This window comes from Cupriavidus sp. FW216-B1 (assembly GCF_058789195.1).
On sequence record NZ_JBYTEL010000019.1, the window covers coordinates 81,882 to 103,005 of the forward strand.

Genomic DNA, 21,124 nt, shown 5'->3' on the forward strand with positions numbered 1-21,124 from the left:
CGTGCGGTCGGGCGACGCGGCCGGACGATGCCGGCCGGGTCAGGCGAACAGGCGCGCCAGTTCCACGCCCGGCTCGGGCGCGCGCATGAATGCCTCGCCGACCAGGAACGCGTGCACGTCGGCATCGCGCATGCGCTGCACGTCGGCCGGGCCGAGGATGCCGGACTCGGTCACCACCAGCCGTTCGGCCGGAATGCGCGGCAGCAGGTCCAGCGTGTTGTCGAGCGAGACCTCGAAGGTGCGCAGGTTGCGGTTGTTCACGCCGAGCAGCGGCGTCTTCAGGCGCAGCGCGGCGTCGAGCTCCTCGCCGCCGTGCACTTCCACCAGCACGTCCATGCCGAGCTCGTGGGCGCAGGCTTCGAGCTCGGCCATCAGGCCGGGGTCGAGCGCGGAGACGATCAGCAGGATGGCGTCGGCGCCCCAGGTGCGCGCTTCATAGACCTGGTACAGGTCGATCATGAAGTCCTTGCGCAGCGCGGGCAGCGGGCAGGCGCCGCGCGCGCGCCTGAGGAAGTCGGGATGGCCCTGGAAGAAATTCACGTCGGTCAGCACCGACAGGCAGGCCGCGCCGTGGCTGGCGTAGCTCTCGGCGATCGCCTCGGGCACGAAGTGCTCGCGCAGCACGCCCTTGGACGGCGAGGCCTTCTTCACCTCGGCGATCACGCCGGCGTGGCCGGCGGCGATCTTCTCGCGTAGCGCGCGCTCGAAGCCGCGCGGCGCCAGGCCGGGCTCGGCGCGCAGGCTCTCGGCCTCGGCGCGCAGGCTGGGCAGGTCGCGCTTCTTGCGCGCGGCGCTGACCTCGTCGGCCTTGACGGCCAGGATCTTGTTCAGGATGTCGGACATGCGGGTTTCTCTTGCGGTGCGCGGCGCGCGGTGCGGATTACTTGAACTGCTGCGTGGCGCGCACGAACTGGTCGAGCTTCCCGCGCGCGGCGCCGCTGGCGATGGCATCGCGCGCGCGGCGGATGCCGTCCTCGATCGAGCCGGCCACGTTGGCGGCGTACAGCGCGGTGCCGGCATTGAGCGCGACGATCTCGCGCGGCGTGCCGGGCACGTCGGTCAGCGCTTCGAGCAGCATTGCCTTCGATTCGATGGCGTCGGCCACCTTGAGGCCGCGGTTGGAGATCATCGACAGGCCGAAGTCCTCGGGGTGGATCTCGTACTCGCGCACCTCGCCGTCCTTGAGCTCGCCGACCAGCGTGGCGGCGCCGAGCGAGACCTCGTCCATGCCGTCCTTGCCGTACACCACCAGCGCGTGCTTGGCGCCCAGGCGCTGCATCACGCGCACCTGGATGCCGACCAGGTCGGGGTGGAACACGCCCATCAGGATGTTGGGCGCGTCGGCCGGGTTGGTGAGCGGGCCGAGGATGTTGAAAATGGTGCGCACGCCCATTTCCTTGCGGATCGGCGCCACGTTCTTCATGGCCGGGTGGTGGGTGGGCGCGAACATGAAGCCGATGCCGGTCTGCTCGATGCACTGGCCGACCTGCTCGGGCGTGAGCATGATGTTGACGCCGAGCGCCTCCAGCACGTCGGCGCTGCCCGACTTGGAGCTCACGCCGCGGTTGCCGTGCTTGGCGATGCGCGCGCCGGCCGCGGCCGCGACGAACATCGAGGCGGTGCTGATGTTGAAGGTGTGCGAGCCGTCGCCGCCGGTGCCGACGATGTCGACGAAGTTCTCGCGGTCCTTGATTGAACCCAGCGGCACCTTGTTGGCGAACTCGCGCATCACCTGCGCCGCGGCCGAGATCTCGCCGATGGTTTCCTTCTTCACGCGCAGCCCGGTCAGGATGGCCGCGGCCATCACCGGGGAGATCTGCGCCTGCATGATCTGCCGCATCAGGTGCAGCATTTCGTCATGGAAGATCTCGCGGTGTTCGATGCAGCGGGTGAGGGCTTCCTGTGGCGTGATGGACATGGCGGTCTCGTTCGTGTCGTGGGCAGGCGCGGGCGCGGTGGCGATGGGGGTGTCGAGCCGCCTCATCGGCGCGCCTTGAGGAAGTTGGCCAGCAGCGCGTGGCCGTGCTCGGACAGGATCGACTCGGGGTGGAACTGCACGCCCTCGATGTCGAACTCCTTGTGGCGCACGCCCATGATCTCGCCGTCCGGCGTCCACGCCGTCACTTCCAGGCAGGCCGGCAGCGTCTCGCGCTCGATCGCCAGCGAATGATAGCGCGTCACGTCGAAGTGCCGGGGCAGGCCGGCGAACACGCCTTCCTGCGTGGTCTCGATGCGGCTGACCTTGCCGTGCATGACCTGCTTGGCGCGGATCACCTCGCCGCCGAAGGCCTCGCCGATGGCCTGGTGGCCCAGGCACACGCCCAGCAGCGGCACCTTGCCGGCGAAGTGCTGCAGCACCGCCACCGAGATGCCGGCTTCCTTGGGGCTGCACGGCCCGGGCGAGACGCAGATGTGGTCGGGCTTGAGGGCCTCGATCTCCTCGATGGTGATCTCGTCGTTGCGGTAGGTGCGCACGTCGGCGCCGAGTTCGCCGAAGTATTGGACGAGGTTGTAGGTAAACGAATCGTAGTTGTCGATCATCAGCAGCATGGCGGTTCCCTGTTCCCTGGCGTTCAGATGTCCGAGTCCAGGCCGTCCTGGACCTGCTCGGCGGCGCGGATCACGGCGCGCGCCTTGGCTTCGGTTTCCCTCCATTCGGCTTCGGGGTCGGAGTCGGCGACGATGCCGGCGGCGGCCTGCACGTACAGATTGCCGTCCTTGACGATGCCGGTGCGGATGGCGATGGCCAGGTCCATCTCGCCGCCGAACGACAGGTAGCCCACCGCGCCGCCGTAGATGCCGCGCTTGCGCGGCTCGAGCTCGTCGATGATCTCCATCGCGTGCACCTTGGGCGCGCCCGACAGCGTGCCGGCCGGGAAGGTGGCGCGCAGCACGTCGAGGTTGCTCATGCCGGGCTTGAGCGTGCCTTCGACCGAGCTGACGATGTGCTGCACGTGCGAGTATTTCTCGATCACCATCTGGTCCGTGACCTTGACCGAGCCGATCTCGGCGATGCGGCCGATGTCGTTGCGCGCGAGGTCGATCAGCATCACGTGCTCGGCGATCTCCTTCGGGTCGCCGAGCAGCTCGGTGGCGAGCTGCGCGTCCTTCTCCGGCGTGTTGCCGCGCGGGCGCGTGCCGGCCAGCGGGCGGATGGTGACGATGTGGTCTTCGCGCTGGTCGCCGTTGCTGCCGCTGCGGCGGGTTTCCTGGCGCACCAGGATCTCGGGCGAGGCGCCCACGATCTGGAAGTCGCCGAAGTTGTAGAAGTACATGTACGGCGACGGATTGAGCGAGCGCAGCGCGCGGTACAGCGACAGCGGCGCGTCGCGGTACGGCTTGACCAGGCGCTGGCCGATCTGCACCTGCATCATGTCGCCGGCCATGATGTATTCCTTGGCCTTGTGCACGGCGGCGAGGTAGTCGGCCTTGTCGAACTCGCGGAACACCTCGGTCTGCACCGACGGGCTCGTGACCGGCACGTCCACCGGCTGGCGCAGCTTCATGCGCAGCTCGCGCAGGCGCTGGCGCGCGCGGGCGTAGGCCTCGGGCGTGGTCGGGTCGGCGTAGACGATCAGGTAGAGCTTGCCGGACAGGTTGTCGATCACGGCCAGCTCCTCGCACAGCAGCAACTGGATGTCGGGCAGGTTGAGGTCGTCCGGCTTCTGCGTGGCGGCCAGCTTTTTCTCGATGTAGCGCACCGCGTCGTAGCCGAAGTAGCCGGCCAGGCCGCCGCAGAAGCGCGGCAGGCCGGGGCGCAGCGCCACCTTGAAGCGCTGCTCGAAGGCGGCGATGAAGTCGAGCGGGTTGCCTTCGTGGGTTTCCACCACGTGGCCGTCGGTCACGACTTCGGTGCGCATGCCGTGCGCGCGCAGCAGCGTGCGCGCGTGCAGGCCGATGAAGGAGTAGCGGCCGAAGCGCTCGCCGCCCACCACCGATTCGAGCAGGAAGGTGTTGACCCCGCGCGTCTGCGACTGCGCCAGCTTGAGGTAGAGCGAGAGCGGCGTTTCCAGGTCGGCGAACGCCTCCGCGATCAGCGGGATGCGGTTGTAGCCCTGCTCGGCCAGCGATTTGAATTCCAGTTCGGTCATGTCGATCCTCTTGTGCGGCGGCGCGGTGCCCTGGGCTGTGCGCTCGCCGCGATGTCGGCAACTTGGGGCTGGAAGGTCGTCAGACCCGCCCCGGGGAAGGACCTGGCGCGGAACAAGCGTCCGCGCACGGCCGGGGTGGGCGTGCAGCGCGTTCGGGGGACAGCAGGCGCGGGGCCTGGGATGTCGGGCGGCTGGGAATACTGTGAAGGTCCGGCAACCTGCCGGTCTGGCCGGCCCCGTTCCATGTTAGTGCATCGACGATGCAGCAGATCCGGGAAGACGGGGGCGGTCAGGAGACTCGCGAACGCACTTTACGCCTGTTGGAAGGCACGCCAGCGACGCCAGGGCCAGGCCTGCCGATCACTGCCAGAAGAGATGCGCTTGCGGTTCAGAAACATGAAATCGTGTTCAGCGATTTACGGTTTGGATGCGGCGGTCCGGAGAAAACCGTTGGGTCGTGTCCGGCGCCGCTGGAGGCTTGCCTGGCTCTTGCCGCCGGTGCCCGATCCGCCAATCGCTTTATCTGCAATGTGACGCAAGCACCTCAGCCGCCTGGGCAATGGAATCGACTATACCATCGGCGTCGACGCCTTGTACAGGGTTGCCGTGGTTGTAGCCGTAAGGCACCAGCAGCACGCCCATGCCGGCCGCGCGCGCGGCGCGGGCGTCGTTTTCCGAGTCGCCGATGGCGGTCATCTCGGCCGCTTCGAGCCGGAACGCCTCGGCCACCTTGAGCAGCGGCAGCGGATCGGGCTTGCGCAGGGCGAAGGCGTCGCCGCCGTAGACCAGCTCGAAGAAGCGCGCCAGGCCGGTCCTGGCGAGCAGCGGCTCGGTGAAGTTGTGCGGCTTGTTGGTGACGCAGGCCAGGCGCAGGCCGGCGCCCTTGAGCGCGGCCAGCCCTTCGGCCACGCCGGGGTAGACGTGCGAGAACTGGCCGTTGATGTGGATGTATTCGCGGTCGTACAGCGCCAGCGCGTCGGCGAACATGCCGTTGGCGTGGGCCGGCGAGAGGCGCGCGTCGAGCACGCGCCGGATCAGGTTTTCCGAGCCCTTGCCGACGAAGCTGACGATCTGCTCGCGCGCCAGCGGCGCCAGCGGCCCGAGATGCGGGTGCAGATGCGCCAGCGCGGCCAGCATGGCGTTGACCGCGGCGTGGAAGTCGCCGGCGGTGTCGACCATCGTGCCGTCCAGGTCGACGATGACGCCGCGGATGCCGCGCCAGTCGGTGCGCTTGAGCCGGGCCGTGCTCATTGCCGGCCCGCCTTGGCTGCCTTGGCCAGTTCGGCGCGCAGCGCCGCCAGCACGCCCTTGTAGCCGCCGTCGGCATCCGGCTTGCCGAACACGGCCGAGCCGGCCACGAAGGTGTCGGCGCCGGCCGCGGCGATCTCGGCGATGTTGTCCACCTTCACGCCGCCGTCCACCTCCAGCAGGATGCGCCGGCCGGTGCGCTCGGCGTAGGCGTCGATGCGCTGGCGCGCGGCGCGCAGCTTGTTGAGCGTCTCGGGGATGAAGGACTGGCCGCCGAAGCCCGGGTTGACCGACATCAGCAGGATCACGTCGAGGCGGTCCATGACGTGGTCGAGGTGGTTCAGCGGCGTGGCCGGGTTGAACACCAGCCCGGCCTGGCAGCCGTGGTCGCGGATCAGCGCGAGCGTGCGGTCGACGTGCTCGCTGGCTTCCGGGTGGAAGGTGATGATGTTGGCGCCGGCCTTGGCGAAGTCCGGCACGATGCGGTCCACCGGGCGCACCATCAGGTGCACGTCGATCGGCGCCGTCACGTGCGGGCGGATCGCCTCGCACACCAGCGGGCCCACGGTCAGGTTCGGCACGTAATGGTTGTCCATCACGTCGAAGTGGATCCAGTCGGCGCCGTCCGCGGTCACGCGCTTGACTTCTTCGCCCAGGCGGGCGAAGTCGGCGGACAGGATGGAGGGGGCGATGCGGTAGTCGGCGGTGCTCATGGCGGCGGGCTCGTGGGGGTGCGTTCAGCGCAAATCTAGCGCGAAGTCCGGTATTTTACCCTTCCCGGGCGGGGCAAGGCCGCCATGCCGGACGCGCCAGGCCCGGGCGCGCGGCTTGCCGCACCCCCGGCGTTGCCGCACAATGCGGCTACCCTATCCTGCCGCGATGTGCCGACAATGAGCGAATACGCGTTTTCCGTGGCCGTGCGTACCCAGTACCTGGCCGACCAGTCCGACCCCGAGCGCGGGCGCCATGCCTTCGCCTACACCATCACCATCCACAATACCGGCGAGGTGGCCGCGCAGCTCATCTCGCGCCACTGGGTCATCACCGACAGCGACAACGGCACGCAGGAGGTGGCCGGCCTCGGCGTGGTGGGCCATCAGCCGCTGCTCAAGCCGGGCGAGCACTTCGAGTACACCAGTTGGGCCACCATCTCGACGCCGATCGGCTCGATGAAGGGCGAATATTTCTGCGTGGCCGAGGACGGCCACCGCTTCGAGGTGCCGATTCCGGAGTTCGCGCTGGTGCTGCCGCGCATGCTCCACTGATGGCCGGTGCCGGCGCGGTGCCGATGTGATGCCGATGTGATGCCGATGTGGCGAGGAACCTAGTGCCCCGGCGCGCTGTCCTGATCCTGGCGGGCGGCGCTGCCGTCCTGGCCCGCGCGCGAGGGATGATCGTCGGGCGCGCGGGTGGGGCGCGGGTTCTTTTTCGCCGTGCCCATCGTCCAGACCACGATGAAGATCAGCAGGAAGAGCGCCACGCCGGCCTCGAGGGCGAACAGCAGCATGGGATGGGCTTCGAAGAACTGGCTCATGGCAGGATCACTTGGAGGCGACGCTGGGCATTGTAGGGCATCGGCAGATGCGGCCGTCCTCGCGGTTCCGAGTTCTTACCCAATCAAGATGGCTTATCCGGATTCCTTTCCCCGTTTCTCCTTTTTCCTGCCGGCGCCCGTGTCCGGCGCCGCGCGCGCGCGGCGCGCCGGCTGGCTCGCGCTGGCCGCGGCGGCGACGCTGCTGGCCGGCTGCATGAGCGGCCCGCCGCCGCGCGTCGAGGGGCCTGGCGGCGCGCGCCCCGGGGTGCCGCCGGCCGCCTCCGGCCAGAAGGGCCAGTTGCAGGCCGCCAGTTGGGCCGAGATCGGCGGCTGGAGCCAGGACGACGTGCGCGCCGCGTGGCCGGCGCTGCAGGCCAGCTGCCAGGCGCTCAAGAAGCGCGCCGAATGGAACCGCGTCTGCGCGATCGGCCTGATGGTCGACGCCGGCGACCTGGGCGCCATGCGCGCCTACTTCGAATCCAACTTCCAGCCGTACCGCGTGGTCAACGGCGACGGCACCGACAGCGGCCTGATCACCGGCTATTACGAGCCGATCCTGCACGGCTCGCGCACGCGCCAGGGCCAGTACCAGATTCCGCTCTACCGCAAGCCGGCCCAGTGGGGCAGCCGGCCGCTGCCGGCGCGCGGCGAGCTGCTGCAGAACCCGGCGCTGCGCGGCCACGAGCTGGTGTGGGTGGACGACGCCGTGGAAGCCGCGTTCCTGCAGATCCAGGGCTCGGGCCGCATCCGCCTGCAGGACGGCACCACGATGCGGGTGGGCTTCGGCGGCACCAACGACCAGCCGTTCCGCTCGTTCGGCAAGTGGCTGCTGGACCGCGGCGAGATCACGCCGGCGCAGGCCACCATGCAGGGCATCAAGGGCTGGGCGCGCTCCAATCCGGGCCGCGTGGACGAGATGCTCAACGTCAATCCGCGCTTCGTGTTCTTCCGCGAGCTGCCGCCGACCAACGAAGGCCCGGTCGGCGCGCTCGGCGTGCCGCTGACCGCGGAGCGCTCGATCGCGGTCGATCCGGCCACCATTCCGCTCGGCGTGCCGGTGTTCCTGTCCACCACGCGGCCGCTGTCGGCCGAGCCGATCCAGCGCCTGATGTTCGCGCAGGACACCGGCTCGGCCATCAAGGGCGGGGTGCGCGCCGACTTCTTCTGGGGCGCCGGCGACGCGGCCGGCGAGGCCGCCGGCCGCATGAAGCAAGGCGGCCGCATGTGGGTGCTGATGCCGCGCAGCTAGGCTAGGGCGGTGCGTCCGCTCAGCGCGGGCGCTGGTCGACGATGCGGCGCGCCTTGCCGACCGAGCGCTCGACGCCGCCGGCGGGCAGGATCTCGATGCCGACGGTCACGCCGATGTAGGCCTTGATGTCGTAGGTCAGCTGCGCGCTGGCCTGCCGCGTGCCGGCCGGGTCCACGCCGTGCGCGCACTCCACGCGCACGGTCAGCACGTCGAGATGGCCATCCTTGGTCAGCACGCACTGGTAGTGCGGCGCCAGCTCGGCGTGCTTGAGGATCAGCTCCTCGATCTGCGAGGGGAACACGTTGACGCCGCGGATGATCATCATGTCGTCCGAGCGGCCCGTGACCTTCTCCATGCGGCGGAACGCGGCGCGCGCGTTGCCGGGCAGCAGGCGGGTCAGGTCGCGCGTGCGGTAGCGCACGATGGGCAGCGCTTCCTTGCTCAGCGTGGTGAAGACCAGCTCGCCGAATTCGCCGTCGGGCAGCACCTCGCCGGTGTCCGGGTCGATCACCTCCGGGTAGAAATGGTCTTCCCAGATGGTCGGGCCGTCCTTGGTCTCGGCGCATTCGCTGGCCACGCCCGGCCCCATCACTTCCGACAGCCCGTAGATGTCCACCGCCGAGATGCCCAGGCGCTTCTCGATGGCCACGCGCATCTCGGGCGTCCACGGCTCGGCGCCGAAGATGCCTACGCGCAGCGAGGTGGAGGCCGGGTCGATGCCCTGGCGCTCGAACTCGTCGGCGATCGCCAGCATGTAGCTCGGCGTGACCATGATGACCTCGGGTTTGAAGTCCTGGATCAGCTGCACCTGGCGCTCGGTCTGGCCGCCGCCGAACGGGATCGCGGTGAGGCCGGCCTTCTCCACGCCGTAGTGCGCGCCGAGGCCGCCGGTAAACAGGCCGTAGCCGTAGCTGATGTGCACCTTGTCGCCGCGCCGCGCGCCGGCCGCGCGTACCGAGCGCGCCACCACTGTGGCCCAGTTGTCGATGTCGTTGAGGGTGTAGCCCACCACCGTGGGCTTGCCGGTGGTGCCCGACGAGGCGTGGATGCGCGCGATGCGGTCCTGCGGCACGGCGAACATGCCGAACGGGTAGTTGTCGCGCAGGTCCTGCTTGGCCGTGAACGGAAAGCGGGCGAGGTCGGCCAGCGAGCGCAGCTGGTCCGGGTGCACGCCGGCGGCGTCGAACTTGCGGCGGTAGACCGGCGAGTTCCGGTAGGCGTGGTCGAGCGACCATTTCAGGCGTTCGAGCTGCAAGGCCTGCAATGCGTCGCGGCTGGCGGTCTCGATCGGCTCTAGCGGCAGATCTGTGAGGCGCGTGCTCATGGTGTCTCCTGCGCGTGGGGGCTTGTGTTTCCGGCTGGCGTTTTGCGGGGGTGTATGGCGGCGAAGCCTACCGCGCCGGCTCGGTCGGGGCGACCACGTGGCCCTTGATCTGCGCGGACTTGCCGCGGAACATCGCCACGGTCTCGCCGGCGCGGTTGGTGACGCGGATGTCGTAGATGCCGTGCCGCCCGGACAGGACCTGCTCGGTGGCCTCGGCCGTGAGCAGGTCGCCGCCATGCACGGGCTTGAGGAACTCGATGCTGCAGCCGGCCGCCACCGTGTTGATGTTGTGGCTGTTGCAGGCGAAGGCGAAGGTGGAATCGGCCAGCGTGAACATCAGCCCGCCGTGGCAGATGCCGTGGCCGTTGAGGAATTCGGGCCGCACCGGCATCGACAGGCGCGCGTAGCCGGGGCGCACGGCCTCGAGGGTGATGCCGAGCCAGCGGCTGCAGGCATCGGCTTCGTACATGCTGGCGGCGGCCGCTTCGGCGAGGGCCTGTGGAGTCTGGGTCAAGCTGGTCTCCTGGTGGGGCGGGGAGGCGTGGGGAAGGCGTGCAATCGCCGGGCGTTGAAGCGGGCGTTGAGGCGGGCGGCCTAGCGCCCGGTAAACCGGGGCGCGCGCTTTTCCAGGAAGGCGTTCACGCCCTCCGCGTAGTCATGCGAGGCGCCGAGCTCGCGCTGCAGGTCGCGCTCGAGGTCGAGCTGGGCGTCGAGCCCCTGGCTCGCGCCGGCATGCATGGCGTGCTTGATGGCCGCCAGCGCGCGCGTGGGCTGCGCCGCCAGGTGCGTGGCCAGCGCCAGCGCCTGCTCGGGCAGCAGCGGATCGTCCATGACTTCCCAGATCAGGCCCCATTTCTCGGCCTCGTCGGCGCCGAGCTTGTCGCCGGTCATCGCCAGCCCGAGCGCGCGCGCCATGCCGACGCGTCTGGGCAGCAGCCAGGTGCCGCCCGAATCCGGGACCAGGCCGATCTTGACGAAGGCCTGGATGAAGCTGGCCGAGCGCGCCGCCAGCACCATGTCGCAGGCCAGCGCCAGGTTGGCGCCGGCGCCCGCGGCGGTGCCGTTGACGGCGGCCACCACCGGCAGGGGCAGCTTCTGCAGGCGGCGGACCAGCCGGTTGAACCAGACGTCGATCAGTTCGCCCAGATCGGTCATGGCGCCCGGCGTGAAGTCCAGGTCGGCCAGGTCCTGCCCGGCGCAGAAGCCGCGGCCCGCGCCGGTCAGCAGCAGCGCGCGGGCGCCGCCGGCCTCGACGTGGTCGAGCGCCTGCTGGAGCACGGCGTGCATCTCGCGCGTGAAGGCATTGAGCTTGTCGGGGCGGTTGAGCGTGATGACCGCGACCTGGCCGTGCCAGGCGAGCAGTACCGGGCCGGAAGTCAGGCTGGCCTGAGGGGGCGTGTCTGGCATCGTTGTCTCCTGCCTTGGGTGGTGGCTGGTGGTCCTGGCCGGCGCGCGGCCTCTCTTCTATATGGGAGGCGTTGTGGCCCGACAAAAAGGCCCAACAAAAAGGCCCGATAAAATTAACCGACCAGTCGGTCGGCAAATGATAGCAACTTATCCGGCGGTGCGGAAGCTGTCGCGCGCCATTTCGCGCAAGAGGATCGTCACAGTTTTCAGAGTCTTGTGTAGCTCAAGGCCCAAGTCGGTGGCGTTTACCCCAGCGGAGCAGAGAGGCTTGATGTTGATTAACTAAGATCGACTAGACGCGCACTGGCTTGAGAGCCCTGGAGGGGTAACATGAAGAGATTGCGGATTCACCTGCCGGACGAACTCTACGCAGTGGTCGCGGCTCTAGCTAAAGCAGAGCGGGGGCCGCGCAGAAAAGTGATCCTCGATGCGATTAAAGCCTATGTTGCCCATCGTCATGTGAAGACACGGACGGCCGATGCCTTTGGGCTGTGGAGCGGACAGGCGTCAGCCACGCGCTCATATGCAGAATCAATCCGAGCAGAGTGGGGAGATTAGCCGCTTTAAGTTCATCGTGAGGTGAGTTTCGGTCTATCTGTTGCTCCTTCGGAGAACACATTATGCGAGCGGTAGACGTAGTCGACGCCGGCCCCCAGCTTCCGGAATTGATAGAGGCCGCGATAGCTGGTGAGGAAGTTGTGATCACCCGTCGGGGGGAGCCGATCGCACGGCTGCTACCGTTTGCGCAGAAAGCTTCTACGCGCCGCCTTGGCACGCTAGCAGGTAAGATCCGCATTGCAGACGACTTCGACCTTCCTCTGCATGGCTTCTACTGACCGTAGTGCGGGCTTCGCGTCTCTTGTGCCGGCTCACAAACTGAGATAAGGCATCATTTCGACCCGGCATTCCTTCGCGGGCGCTTTTTTGTTTCCTTAGGCGTTTCGACTACGCGCAGAACTACGTTTGTAAACCCCGTTTCTGGGATACGGTGTAGTTCAAGAGAAAATTTCGTCCCATTCATGTCAAACGGCTCAAAATGGGCCGATTGTGAGATCTCATCCTCCGAAAACAGCTGGGCGTACCGCGAGACTTTATGCAGCGGTAGTAGTGTCTCTTTTATGGCGATTGTGCCTTCAAACAAGATCTCCGGAACGGGTATATCGCCAAGCTCGGTACGAATACTCAAGCACGCTGCATCCTGATACTGGACTCTTAAACGGACTGGCACTGGGGGATGATTGGCGACTATCCCATCGAAGAGATTGGGACCAAGGTCGCAAGCAGCCGCAAATGCAGTCACGAGCGAAAGTTGTTGGCCATGGAGATTGGTCAGTACTGGCTCATGGCCGGTTAGCGGAATGAGGGTGGCCAACACCGTTCTCGCTTGTTTTTCCGTAGCACTCGGAGGAAGCCCGAGTTTCGCTGAGGTGAGCTGGCACAACCGCTGTTGTTGTCGAATGCCTTCCGTGGGCAACCAGGTTGAGAACTCCTCTGGCGTTAGCTGTGTGACTGTGCGTAGTTCAATTCCTTGTCTCTTGGCGTAGCTTTGTGCTGCCGGTGAGTACCCCGTTGTTGCTACCGCAGTAACTTTGTTGAAACCATATTCTTCGCGACGGCTGTTGAGTTGCTCAATCCAGTTGCGACCGATCTTCTGTTGACTTGGCCTGTCGCGGCACTCGATTAGCCATCGGATTTCTGTCGAACCAAACCTGCCTGCGAGCGTGACATCGAACTCGGCCACCTGTTCACCGTCTTCGTAGACGCGCGTATTAGTTTCGACCACACACCCCGCAGGCTTCAACTGTCCTTCCACAAAAGCGACAAGGTTCTCAAGTTGCTTTCCATCTCGCTTCTCCATAGTTGCTCCGTGGAAGCTCACTGTTGACCTTCATACTCGGCAAAGCGTTTTGCCGGACGAGTCCAAAGCGTCGGCTAGACTGTCCCGATCGTAGTTAAAATACACTAACTAAGCTCTATTATGGCCCTCCCTGAAGCCGAACTAGTACGCCGCAGGACGGTAATGATGTGCAACGCAGAAACATTTTCCCGGCGCATTCCGATAGATCTGCAAAAGGAGCAGCGCACGTTGGGACGGGAAGTTCAACGAAGACAATATGCCGACAACGACGTAAAAGCCCTCGGACTCTTGTATGGCTATGTGGACCGGGTCATGGCGCTTGCTAAGGGGTCCATAGCTTGTAAGCAAGGATGCGCGACATGTTGTCACGCAGAGGTCGCGCTGTGGCAGCCAGAAGCCGACTTAATTGCTGCGAAAACCGGGAGGCCTGCGCGTCGCCTGACGAGCGCCTCGCGTTATGGAGCCCCGTACACAACAACGAAGACGCCTTGTCCCTTTCTCTTGGCTGGCTCGTGTTCTATCTATGCGCATCGGCCGCTGCTATGTCGCACGATGGTCAACTTTGACATCGACAACACCGTCTGCCAGTTCCAACATCGTGACAGCACGCCGGTTCCTATGATCGACCGTAGTTCGACATTTGCTGGCGTATACGAGGCGTTTAACGTCATCATCTAGCGAAATGGCGGCGGCGCTGGAGACATCCGAGAGTTCTTCGGGGAGTCTTGACGTCTCATTCGCTGCGTCGCAAGGGGCAGCAGGCGCGAGGATGGCGAGCTCTCGCAATCGCCCCTTTGCGGACGCTCGACTTCTTTAGGTGGAGGTCCCAAGAAGCCGACACTTAGTGTTGTGCTTCCTCGGGTCACAAAATGTCTCGCCTCGCTTGACTGTAGCGAGCTTGGGAAATCGCAGTGGGTGGTTTGACTACTGTTGGCTTCAATCGAAGATTGGAAGCGTTGGACCTGTAGCGCCTTGATAGCGCCCGCTGTACGGCTTTGAAACCTCGCTACTGCATCTCAGAATGAAAAGTTGTGCGACCACGGCGCTCGGCCGAAGCTCAATTGAGAATGGCGAGTGGTTTATAAGTTCAAGCGTAAGCTTGCCGGAGTAGCCTGGCTCGACCTGACCGTCGTTTGCAGTGGCCGAAACAAACATCCTAGCTAGGCTGCCCTTCGTTTGTATCATTCCAAAGTAGCCGCGCGGCATGTTATAAACATCTTGCGAGCAGGCGAGAACGCATTCCCGCGGACCAAGAATTAGACTTTCTGCAATTCTTTCTGAATCGCAAAAATATAATGCGTGATTGATCTGGGATTCATACTTGATGGGCGGTAGGCCTTCCGCTGGTTCCCGAAGTCGGCGAATCTCTCGGTCTAGCCTGATTTTTATCGAAAATTCTTCGACAAGAGATGGATCACAAACTTCAAGCGATCGAGCGATGCCACTCAAATTTGAAGAGACGATAATCATGGTTTATTTTTCTTAAGCGGCGCCGACGTGGTCGACGTGGCCGATGTGCTCGGAGCAGCGGGAGCAGCCTTAGTTGGGAAGTACGGCTGTAGGACAAAGTGAACAAGTAGAGCAGCCGCCACCGACCCGCCCGCCCAGTTGAATAGCTTACTGCCGTGCGTCCTACCCCAGCGAATTGCACGGCTGCTCAAAGGAGCTGGCTTAGACACCAAAACGCTCTTCTTCGTTATTGGCTTCTGAAATTCTGTTGTTTCCGTCGAGAAAAAAATAACAGACCCGAGCTTGTCTCCCATTTGCAGGGTGTGCTTAATTCCGGTGGTATTGAAAAGCCGAAGCTTCAGGTTCCCATTGAAGGCAGGCTCCACCTTCGCGGGAGCAATAAGGACCCCTTTGTCGAGAAAAAGACTTCCAGTCGGCACAAGCACGCCATACATGTTGTGTGGAACCCGAATTTCTTCTGCTGAAGTAACGACAACTGAGCCATGTCTGAGAATTTGCATTCCCGTATCGGATATTCTGTGCATTTCGTTCGACGTGGGACCATATTTTTCGCTCCATTGTTCACCCACGGTAAGATCGATCGAGAATGCCTCTACATTTGCTTTCTCGGATAGCCAAAGAAAGCTCCTATCTGACGAAGAGTTCTCTTCAAAAGATTTTTCATCTCTTGTGGACCTCTTTTGAACGTGAATGACACTCACTACACTTGCCTCTCTTCGTTAGGGGAGTCGACACGACCTTGATTCCATTGACCGCGATACTTCGTTGCGCCTTTTCGGACCTGCATTAGTACCATATGGCAGAATCGTGCCCCCTGTGCAATCCGAAAACCCTCCTCATGGCTGACCGATAGCCCGAAAGTCAGTGGTCCCTCATACCCTGGTGGGGTTATGCTTGTATGCAACTCCACTCCACTACGGAAGAGGGTACTTCGGGGAAATATCATAGCTGCCATGTTCGCAGGCAGGTTCATGGTTTCCATCGTTGTGGCCAAGTACCAGCGTTTTGGCTCCAATATGAAGACGCCGTCCGAATCTGGATCCAACGGAGTGGCTTTCGGTGTTTGCCGAGTTTCGACTAACAACGACCCTTTGCCTTTTAGGGTGTGGATGCCGGAAAGCCGCAGGTCAAAGCCAACGCCTTCTGGATCCAGAAGTTCTCTGTCAGAGAGATTTAGGATTGGCAGTTGGTCTCCCTTCACACTGATAGCTCTGGGCGGAATGATCATGTTCTTACTCAGTTATCTTGAAATGGACGCACCTTGGTAGGCCCGCCTCAATTTATCATGGATATGTGGACACGATTCTAGCCAGGCTGCCTGTTAGAAAGGGGATCTTTACAGCGTAAAATTGGCGCACAGGAGGTTCAGAAATTGTTCCAGCTTTGGCTGCGCGGGATTGCGTGGCATCGCCAGGAGGCAGTTTCGAACAGCACCTTTCAGAATCGTGACTGATCTTAGTGACCTAAAAATTCGTAAGACGTCATGGCGGTCATCGACATAGGCCTGTTGCCAAGCATTGTCCGGGATGAAATGGCATGGTAAGCGAGCGTTTGTTTGGAAGCCCCAGCAATGAGACTGACTCGGTATCGGCCGGTACGATTCAATTCGCCTGTCAACAACGCTGGACAGCAAGTGAACGCTTGAAACCTCACCAGTGTCTGCTCAAGTTCCGCCTTCGCGGCTTTGACCTTCGGACGACCCCGGCAGATCGCCATCTTTCGGCCACCACTCGGGTGGCCAAGGCCTCCAGGAGGGTCCGTCCACACTTGCCTGCAATTGAGCGTGCACGGGATCTGTACGCTCAAGCTCTTCCCGCACGACGCGAATCCATACGGCAACGCGTTCGTTATATGGCTCAACAAACTCTGCGCAACGCACGGACAGACCGTTAAGAAACTCTCGCAGCCGAGCAATCTTTTCGTGCGTCTCCACAATGCTTAGCGCCTGCTTGAATACCTCCTCGCGTGCTAGAAGCCGTCTGCGCACCCGTGCTTCCTCTTCGGCTCGCTTACGGCTCTCTTCCTCACGCGCTTCTCGCTCCCTTCTTGATATGCGCTGCAACGGCACTAATGCCAGTATCTCGTGAGTAATCTCACGCAGTCGCTCTTGCAACTTCTGCTCCGTGGCCTCCCAAATCTTGCGGGCGCTATATTCTGTGCCCTTGATCCTCAGAGAAAAGCGATCTGCTGGCTCGTATACGTATTCGCTGGCCCACGACTTTTCCTTTCGGAGTTTTGCATATTCTGACGCTGAAAGCTTCTTTCGGTGATAGCCCTGGGCAAACTCCAAGGCAAAGCGCTCGCCGCCCATGACGAGTTGTACGCGATTGCCACTTCCCGCTCTGCGGCCAGACTCCCCTTTTACCCACTCAGTCTTCATGCCAGCCTCACTCAGCGCTTTCAGCAGACCGTCATGGAATCGCAGGATCCACTCCATGCTATCGAGGGAAGCCGTAATATTCAGGACACCCTCTCTGAACAACATGTAGCGGCCGTGTTCGCCGTGCGGCGGATTCTCATCTTCCGAAAGCTTCGACCATTCGCCCAGTCTCCGTCGAGCTTGTGCTGCTATCAGCTTCGGCGTCCTATCCACCAAACGCTTGGTTGCCACGACCAAGGGGTGCGGTCGCTCGAGCACGGCCGGCATGACAACGTCGACCTCGCGAACAGCAATCTCAATTTCTGTGCTGATCGCGCTCTTGAGCTGGTCTCGCAGCGACTTCTGTCTCGCACGCTCCTCGAGATCATTAGTCGCGAAATCCACAATCGTGTCCAACTCAGGAGCCGGCAGGGCGATCTTTGGCGGGCGCTTTCCTGCCTGGAGCTTCGCCCAATATCCGCGCGGCGGCACTGGTATTGCATGCCGTCGGCAAGCCTTTGCCAATCCCACATCGGAGATGCCTAATTCGGCCGACAGCTTGGAGACCGGCTTCTCCCAAACCATTTTGTATAGTTCACTGCGGTTCAATGCCATTCTCCGTATGAAAATGATCTGCTCCATGGTCTGTGCGACATCATCAAAGATTCGCCCTCCCTTGCCTCCGCTACGCCGAAAGTAACCGATCAGCAATGCCAAGCACGATGCCGCGAGTATTCGATGACCGGACTACTGAGCCTGAAGCCTGCCTGATTTTTCAGCCCTCCAACCGAGGACGTTAGCCGCTCTATCGGTAGAATCTAGGGACTTCGTCAGCGGCCAGCACGTGGATCTGTAAAATTCGCAGATTGACCTTGGGGGCATCCCCGGCCGAGACCAACGCACGTCCCACCCACACCGATGGCAATCAAGAAATCTGAGCTTTACTCTTCTCTTTGGGAATCCTGCGACCTGCTGCGCGGCGGCATGGATGCCAGCCAGTACAAGGATTATGTGCTGGTCCTGCTGTTCATCAAATACGTCAGTGACAAATACGCCGGGCAGCGCTACGCGCCGATCACTATTCCCGACGGCGCCAGCTTCGCGGACATGGCTGCCCTGAAAGGCAAGCCGGACATTGGCGACCAGATCAACAAGAAGATCATCGGGCCGTTGGCCGCAGCCAACAAACTGGCGGACATGCCGGACTTCAACGATACCGGCAAGCTCGGCACGGGCGCGGAGATGGTGACGCGTCTGTCCGACTTGATCGCAGTGTTCGAGAACCCCGATCTGGATTTCTCGAAGAATCGTGCCGAGGGCGACGACATTCTCGGCGACGCCTATGAATATCTGATGCGACACTTCGCTACCGAAAGTGGCAAGAGCAAAGGGCAATTCTATACGCCAGCCGAAGTCAGTCGCATTCTGGCTGCCGTCATCGGTATCGGCAGTACCAAGACCAGCACCGACACCACCGTGTACGACCCGACTTGCGGCTCCGGCTCGCTGCTGCTGAAAGTGGGTGACGCGGCGCGAACAGATGTCACCCTGTACGGCCAGGAGAAGGATTCGGCGACCAGCGGTCTTGCGCGCATGAATATGATTCTGCACGACAATCCCACAGCGTTGATTGCGCAGGGCAACACGCTGACCGACCCGAAATTTCGAGACGGTGCAATCCTGAAAACCTTCGACTTTGTGGTTGCCAATCCGCCGTTCTCCGACAAACGCTGGAGCACGGGTCTCGATCCGCTCAAAGATCCGTATGAACGCTTCGATACGTTTGGTGTGCCACCGGCCAAGCAGGGCGACTATGCCTATCTGCTGCATATCGTACGCAGCCTGAAGTCAACCGGCAAGGGCGCCTGCATCCTGCCGCATGGCGTGCTGTTCCGGGGTAATGCAGAAGCTGAAATCCGACGGAGTCTGGTTCGCCACGGCTATATCAAGGGCATCATCGGCCTGCCTGCCAACTTGTTTTACGGTACTGGCATTCCCGCATGCATCATCGTCCTCGATAAGGAAAATGCTCAGGCGCGCAAGGGCATCTTCATGATCGATGCTAGCGGCGGCTTTATCAAGGATGGTCCGAAGAACCGGCTGCGCGAACAAGATATCCACCGCATCGTAGATGTGTTCACGCGCATGGACGAAAGCGAACCGCGCTATGCGCGGCTGGTCGGCATCGACGAAATCAAGAAGAACGACTTCAACCTCAACCTGCCGCGCTACATCGACAGCAGCGTGACGGAAGTCATTCAGGACCTTCAAGGTCATCTGCAAGGCGGCATTCCTGCCGCGGATGTCGACGACCTGAACGACTACTGGGCCGTGTGCCCGCAGCTAAAAGACGCGTTGTTTGAGCCGCTGCGCGAAGGCTATGTAACGCTGGCCGTAGACAAAACAGCAATTAAGTCGACGATCTTCCAGCACTCACAGTTCGCTGCGTACCTCAGCGACATGGGTTGGCACTTCGATGCCTGGCGAGCAGCAACTGTTCCCGTACTCAAGGCGCTGGCCCCAGGTTTCCATCCGAAGCAGTTCATTGTGGAACTGGCCGATGGCCTGCTGCACCACTACGAAGGAAAGCCCCTGGTGGATGCTTACGACGTGTACCAGCACCTGATGGATTACTGGGCGGAAACGATGCAGGACGATGCCTACCTGCTGGCGGCCGAAGGCTGGGTAGCGCAGCCCTATCGGGTGATCGAAAAGACGAAGAAAGGCAAAGGCGAAAACGCCAAGATCGTGGAGAAGGACAAAGGTTGGGCGTGCGATCTAGTGCCGAAGCAATACATTGTGGCGCGCTACTTTGCGGCCGAGCAGGTTGCCATCGATGAAACCAGCGCCGCGCTGGAAGCAGCCAACAGCGCAATTGCCGAGTTGGAAGAAGAGCACAGCGGTGAAGATGGCGTGTTCGGAGGCTTTGACAAGATCAATGCAGCGGCGGTGAAGGAGCGCGTCAAGGAGATCGGCAAGGATGCTGATGCGGCGGATGAACTGGTCGTATTAATGCAATGGCAGTCGCTTTCCGATAAAGAAGCCGTGCTGAAGAAGAAGCTCAAGGCGCTGGAGACCGAGCTGGATGCCAAGGCGTATGCGCAGTACCCCAAGCTCACCATGAACGAGATCAAGACACTGGTTGTGGAAGACAAGTGGCTTGCGGCCCTTTTCGCCACTGTATCCGGCGAACTAGAGCGCGTATCACAAACGCTCACCAGCCGCGTGCGGGATATGGCTCTGCGCTATGAATCGCCATTGCAGTTGTTGGTGGACGACGTTGCCACGCTGTCTGGTCGAGTTGACGCGCATCTGCGCAAGATGGGGGCGCTGTGGAACTGAGACGGGGGTACAAGCAGACCGATGCGGGCGTTATCCCGGAAGAGTGGGATGTCCAGGAGTTGGGCGAACTGTCATCTGTGTCCGCAGGCGGAACGCCCAGCCGGTCCAATGCAGCGTATTGGGATGGCGATATTCCGTGGATCACCACAACGGAAATTGATTTTCTTGAAATCAAGGAAGCCGAGCAATTCATTACTCCGCTAGGATTGCAAAATTCTGCAGCGAAATTGGTGCCTGCCGGTGCGCTATTGATGGCGCTCTATGGACAAGGCAAGACACGCGGAAAGGTCGGCGTTCTGGGGATTGATGCTGCAACGAATCAAGCATGTGCTGCAATCGTTCTCAAGAAGAATCATTCGCAAGAATATTTCTTTCATTTTCTTGCGAGTCGGTATGACGCAATACGTAGGCTCAGCAACACTGGGAATCAGGAAAATCTTAACGGTGCATTGGTCCGTTCCATTCCTGTACTACTACCCCCGTTCGCAGAGCAAACTGCCATCGCCACGGCTCTGAGCGACGTGGACGCCCTGCTGTCTGGCCTCGACAACCTCATCACCAAGAAGCGAGACCTCAAACAGGCTGCCATGCAGCAACTACTCACCGGCAAGACACGGTTGCCGGGGTTTGGTGGAGAGTGGGTTACGCAAAAACTGGGGGATGTAGCAACATTGAAGGCAAGAATCGGTTGGCAGGGTTTGACGACGGCCGAATACTTGGATTCTGGTGATTATTATCTCGTGACCGGCACCGACTTCGCGAGTGGAAGGATTGATTGGGAGCATTGCCACTATGTGACGCAATCTAGATACAATCAGGATCCGTACATACAGGTGCGCCCACGCGATGTTCTAGTCACGAAAGATGGGACCATTGGCAAAGTCGCACTCGTTGATAGGCTAGACAGGCCTGCCACCTTGAACAGCGGGGTGTTTGTCGTTCGACCAAAAAATGATAGCTTTGAGCCGGAGTTTTTCTATTTCCTACTTATGTCGAAGGTATTTGATGAGTTTCTATCCCAGCTTAGTGCTGGCTCGACCATCAATCACCTTTATCAGAAGGACTTTGTCGGATTCACATACCAACTTCCATCGACAAAAGGTGAACAAGCGGCCATTGCGGAGGTATTGAGCGAAATGGACATCGAACTGGCCGCACTTGAAGTACGACGAGAAAAAACCAAACTGCTCAAACAAGGCATGATGCAAGAACTACTAACCGGTAAGACGCGACTGATCTAAA

General features: G+C 62.1%; 21 protein-coding genes. 6 read left to right on the forward strand and 15 right to left on the reverse strand.

Annotated features, from left to right (window positions below; genetic code table 11):
- Positions 1–39 precede the first annotated feature (39 nt).
- From trpC to rpe, 6 genes are all read right to left on the reverse strand, one after another.
- Complete coding sequence (gene trpC, locus AC3WXD_RS27790) at positions 40–843, reverse strand: indole-3-glycerol phosphate synthase TrpC (protein WP_059415879.1); 804 nt, start codon at positions 841–843, stop codon at positions 40–42.
- Between the two features lie 37 nt (positions 844–880).
- Entirely contained in the window at positions 881–1,918 is a 1,038-nt protein-coding gene (gene trpD, locus AC3WXD_RS27795; protein WP_492325069.1) for an anthranilate phosphoribosyltransferase, read from the reverse strand.
- A 62-nt stretch (positions 1,919–1,980) separates the two neighbouring features.
- Positions 1,981–2,550 (reverse strand): anthranilate synthase component II, encoded by a 570-nt coding sequence (locus AC3WXD_RS27800; protein ID WP_020201969.1) that lies wholly within the window; start codon positions 2,548–2,550, stop codon positions 1,981–1,983.
- 23 nt (positions 2,551–2,573) lie between these two features.
- Positions 2,574–4,091 (reverse strand): anthranilate synthase component I, encoded by a 1,518-nt coding sequence (gene trpE / locus AC3WXD_RS27805; protein ID WP_059415877.1) that lies wholly within the window; start codon positions 4,089–4,091, stop codon positions 2,574–2,576.
- A 519-nt stretch (positions 4,092–4,610) separates the two neighbouring features.
- Positions 4,611–5,342, reverse strand: a complete 732-nt coding sequence (gene gph, locus AC3WXD_RS27810) for a phosphoglycolate phosphatase (protein WP_492325070.1) — start codon at positions 5,340–5,342, stop codon at positions 4,611–4,613.
- On the reverse strand, positions 5,339–6,052 hold the full coding sequence (gene rpe, locus AC3WXD_RS27815) for a ribulose-phosphate 3-epimerase (protein WP_020201966.1): 714 nt from the start codon (positions 6,050–6,052) through the stop codon (positions 5,339–5,341). Before rpe ends, gph begins: the two co-directional genes overlap by 4 nt.
- A gap of 177 nt (positions 6,053–6,229) precedes the next feature.
- On the opposite strand from rpe, the gene apaG reads away from it, so the two are divergent.
- Positions 6,230–6,604 carry a Co2+/Mg2+ efflux protein ApaG gene (gene apaG / locus AC3WXD_RS27820; protein ID WP_020201965.1) on the forward strand — a complete coding sequence of 125 codons (375 nt, stop codon included), beginning with the start codon at positions 6,230–6,232 and terminating at the stop codon, positions 6,602–6,604.
- A 59-nt stretch (positions 6,605–6,663) separates the two neighbouring features.
- Here apaG and AC3WXD_RS27825 read toward each other — a convergent pair whose 3' ends face one another.
- Positions 6,664–6,873 carry a hypothetical protein gene (locus tag AC3WXD_RS27825; RefSeq protein ID WP_020201964.1) on the reverse strand — a complete coding sequence of 70 codons (210 nt, stop codon included), beginning with the start codon at positions 6,871–6,873 and terminating at the stop codon, positions 6,664–6,666.
- Between the two features lie 88 nt (positions 6,874–6,961).
- On the opposite strand from AC3WXD_RS27825, the gene mltA reads away from it, so the two are divergent.
- Positions 6,962–8,122 carry a murein transglycosylase A gene (gene mltA, locus AC3WXD_RS27830; RefSeq protein WP_020201963.1) on the forward strand — a complete coding sequence of 387 codons (1,161 nt, stop codon included), beginning with the start codon at positions 6,962–6,964 and terminating at the stop codon, positions 8,120–8,122.
- 19 nt (positions 8,123–8,141) lie between these two features.
- Here mltA and paaK read toward each other — a convergent pair whose 3' ends face one another.
- The 3 genes from paaK to paaG form a co-directional block, all read right to left on the reverse strand.
- Complete coding sequence (gene paaK, locus AC3WXD_RS27835) at positions 8,142–9,446, reverse strand: phenylacetate--CoA ligase PaaK (RefSeq protein ID WP_492325071.1); 1,305 nt, start codon at positions 9,444–9,446, stop codon at positions 8,142–8,144.
- A 67-nt stretch (positions 9,447–9,513) separates the two neighbouring features.
- On the reverse strand, positions 9,514–9,960 hold the full coding sequence (gene paaI / locus AC3WXD_RS27840) for a hydroxyphenylacetyl-CoA thioesterase PaaI (protein ID WP_020201961.1): 447 nt from the start codon (positions 9,958–9,960) through the stop codon (positions 9,514–9,516).
- An 80-nt stretch (positions 9,961–10,040) separates the two neighbouring features.
- On the reverse strand, positions 10,041–10,853 hold the full coding sequence (paaG, locus tag AC3WXD_RS27845; protein WP_020201960.1) for a 2-(1,2-epoxy-1,2-dihydrophenyl)acetyl-CoA isomerase PaaG: 813 nt from the start codon (positions 10,851–10,853) through the stop codon (positions 10,041–10,043).
- 620 nt (positions 10,854–11,473) lie between these two features.
- Between paaG and AC3WXD_RS27850 the strand changes: the two genes are divergently transcribed.
- Entirely contained in the window at positions 11,474–11,689 is a 216-nt protein-coding gene (locus AC3WXD_RS27850; protein WP_492325072.1) for a type II toxin-antitoxin system Phd/YefM family antitoxin, read from the forward strand.
- Between the two features lie 53 nt (positions 11,690–11,742).
- Here AC3WXD_RS27850 and AC3WXD_RS27855 read toward each other — a convergent pair whose 3' ends face one another.
- A complete protein-coding gene (locus tag AC3WXD_RS27855) occupies positions 11,743–12,711 on the reverse strand; it encodes a restriction endonuclease (protein ID WP_492325073.1) in 969 nt (322 codons plus the stop codon).
- Positions 12,712–13,023: 312 nt separating this feature from the next.
- On the opposite strand from AC3WXD_RS27855, the gene AC3WXD_RS27860 reads away from it, so the two are divergent.
- A complete protein-coding gene (locus AC3WXD_RS27860; RefSeq protein WP_492325102.1) occupies positions 13,024–13,389 on the forward strand; it encodes a YkgJ family cysteine cluster protein in 366 nt (121 codons plus the stop codon).
- Positions 13,390–13,647: 258 nt separating this feature from the next.
- Here the strand turns inward: AC3WXD_RS27860 and AC3WXD_RS27865 are convergent, their stop codons facing one another.
- From AC3WXD_RS27865 to AC3WXD_RS27880, 4 genes are all read right to left on the reverse strand, one after another.
- Positions 13,648–14,181 carry a dCTP deaminase gene (locus tag AC3WXD_RS27865; RefSeq protein WP_492325074.1) on the reverse strand — a complete coding sequence of 178 codons (534 nt, stop codon included), beginning with the start codon at positions 14,179–14,181 and terminating at the stop codon, positions 13,648–13,650.
- Positions 14,178–14,882, reverse strand: a complete 705-nt coding sequence (locus tag AC3WXD_RS27870; RefSeq protein WP_492325075.1) for a dCTP deaminase domain-containing protein — start codon at positions 14,880–14,882, stop codon at positions 14,178–14,180. Before AC3WXD_RS27870 ends, AC3WXD_RS27865 begins: the two co-directional genes overlap by 4 nt.
- On the reverse strand, positions 14,882–15,409 hold the full coding sequence (locus tag AC3WXD_RS27875) for a dCTP deaminase domain-containing protein (protein WP_492325076.1): 528 nt from the start codon (positions 15,407–15,409) through the stop codon (positions 14,882–14,884). The genes AC3WXD_RS27870 and AC3WXD_RS27875 overlap by 1 nt, the downstream gene beginning before the upstream one ends.
- Before the next feature lie 435 nt (positions 15,410–15,844).
- Positions 15,845–17,257 (reverse strand): hypothetical protein, encoded by a 1,413-nt coding sequence (locus tag AC3WXD_RS27880; RefSeq protein ID WP_492325077.1) that lies wholly within the window; start codon positions 17,255–17,257, stop codon positions 15,845–15,847.
- Positions 17,258–17,458: 201 nt separating this feature from the next.
- On the opposite strand from AC3WXD_RS27880, the gene AC3WXD_RS27885 reads away from it, so the two are divergent.
- Both AC3WXD_RS27885 and AC3WXD_RS27890 read left to right on the forward strand, forming a co-directional pair.
- The gene (locus tag AC3WXD_RS27885) at positions 17,459–19,882 is read left to right on the forward strand and encodes a type I restriction-modification system subunit M (RefSeq protein WP_492325078.1); all 2,424 of its coding nucleotides are present in this window, start codon (positions 17,459–17,461) and stop codon (positions 19,880–19,882) included.
- Positions 19,873–21,123 (forward strand): restriction endonuclease subunit S, encoded by a 1,251-nt coding sequence (locus AC3WXD_RS27890; RefSeq protein ID WP_492325079.1) that lies wholly within the window; start codon positions 19,873–19,875, stop codon positions 21,121–21,123. Before AC3WXD_RS27885 ends, AC3WXD_RS27890 begins: the two co-directional genes overlap by 10 nt.
- The last annotated feature ends 1 nt before the right edge of the window (position 21,124 follow it).

What these genes read in the sequence shown, in the direction of transcription:
- trpC (WP_059415879.1), bottom strand. Translation starts at nt 843, where the DNA reads ATGTCCGACATCCTGAACAAGATCCTGGCCGTCAAGGCCGACGAGGTC.
- trpD (WP_492325069.1), bottom strand. Translation starts at nt 1,918, where the DNA reads ATGTCCATCACGCCACAGGAAGCCCTCACCCGCTGCATCGAACACCGC.
- AC3WXD_RS27800 (WP_020201969.1), bottom strand. Translation starts at nt 2,550, where the DNA reads ATGCTGCTGATGATCGACAACTACGATTCGTTTACCTACAACCTCGTC.
- trpE (WP_059415877.1), bottom strand. Translation starts at nt 4,091, where the DNA reads ATGACCGAACTGGAATTCAAATCGCTGGCCGAGCAGGGCTACAACCGC.
- gph (WP_492325070.1), bottom strand. Translation starts at nt 5,342, where the DNA reads ATGAGCACGGCCCGGCTCAAGCGCACCGACTGGCGCGGCATCCGCGGC.
- rpe (WP_020201966.1), bottom strand. Translation starts at nt 6,052, where the DNA reads ATGAGCACCGCCGACTACCGCATCGCCCCCTCCATCCTGTCCGCCGAC.
- apaG (WP_020201965.1), top strand. Translation starts at nt 6,230, where the DNA reads ATGAGCGAATACGCGTTTTCCGTGGCCGTGCGTACCCAGTACCTGGCC.
- AC3WXD_RS27825 (WP_020201964.1), bottom strand. Translation starts at nt 6,873, where the DNA reads ATGAGCCAGTTCTTCGAAGCCCATCCCATGCTGCTGTTCGCCCTCGAG.
- mltA (WP_020201963.1), top strand. Translation starts at nt 6,962, where the DNA reads ATGGCTTATCCGGATTCCTTTCCCCGTTTCTCCTTTTTCCTGCCGGCG.
- paaK (WP_492325071.1), bottom strand. Translation starts at nt 9,446, where the DNA reads ATGAGCACGCGCCTCACAGATCTGCCGCTAGAGCCGATCGAGACCGCC.
- paaG (WP_020201960.1), bottom strand. Translation starts at nt 10,853, where the DNA reads ATGCCAGACACGCCCCCTCAGGCCAGCCTGACTTCCGGCCCGGTACTG.
- AC3WXD_RS27850 (WP_492325072.1), top strand. Translation starts at nt 11,474, where the DNA reads ATGCGAGCGGTAGACGTAGTCGACGCCGGCCCCCAGCTTCCGGAATTG.
- AC3WXD_RS27855 (WP_492325073.1), bottom strand. Translation starts at nt 12,711, where the DNA reads ATGGAGAAGCGAGATGGAAAGCAACTTGAGAACCTTGTCGCTTTTGTG.
- AC3WXD_RS27860 (WP_492325102.1), top strand. Translation starts at nt 13,024, where the DNA reads ATGGCGCTTGCTAAGGGGTCCATAGCTTGTAAGCAAGGATGCGCGACA.
- AC3WXD_RS27865 (WP_492325074.1), bottom strand. Translation starts at nt 14,181, where the DNA reads ATGATTATCGTCTCTTCAAATTTGAGTGGCATCGCTCGATCGCTTGAA.
- AC3WXD_RS27875 (WP_492325076.1), bottom strand. Translation starts at nt 15,409, where the DNA reads ATGATCATTCCGCCCAGAGCTATCAGTGTGAAGGGAGACCAACTGCCA.
- AC3WXD_RS27885 (WP_492325078.1), top strand. Translation starts at nt 17,459, where the DNA reads ATGGCAATCAAGAAATCTGAGCTTTACTCTTCTCTTTGGGAATCCTGC.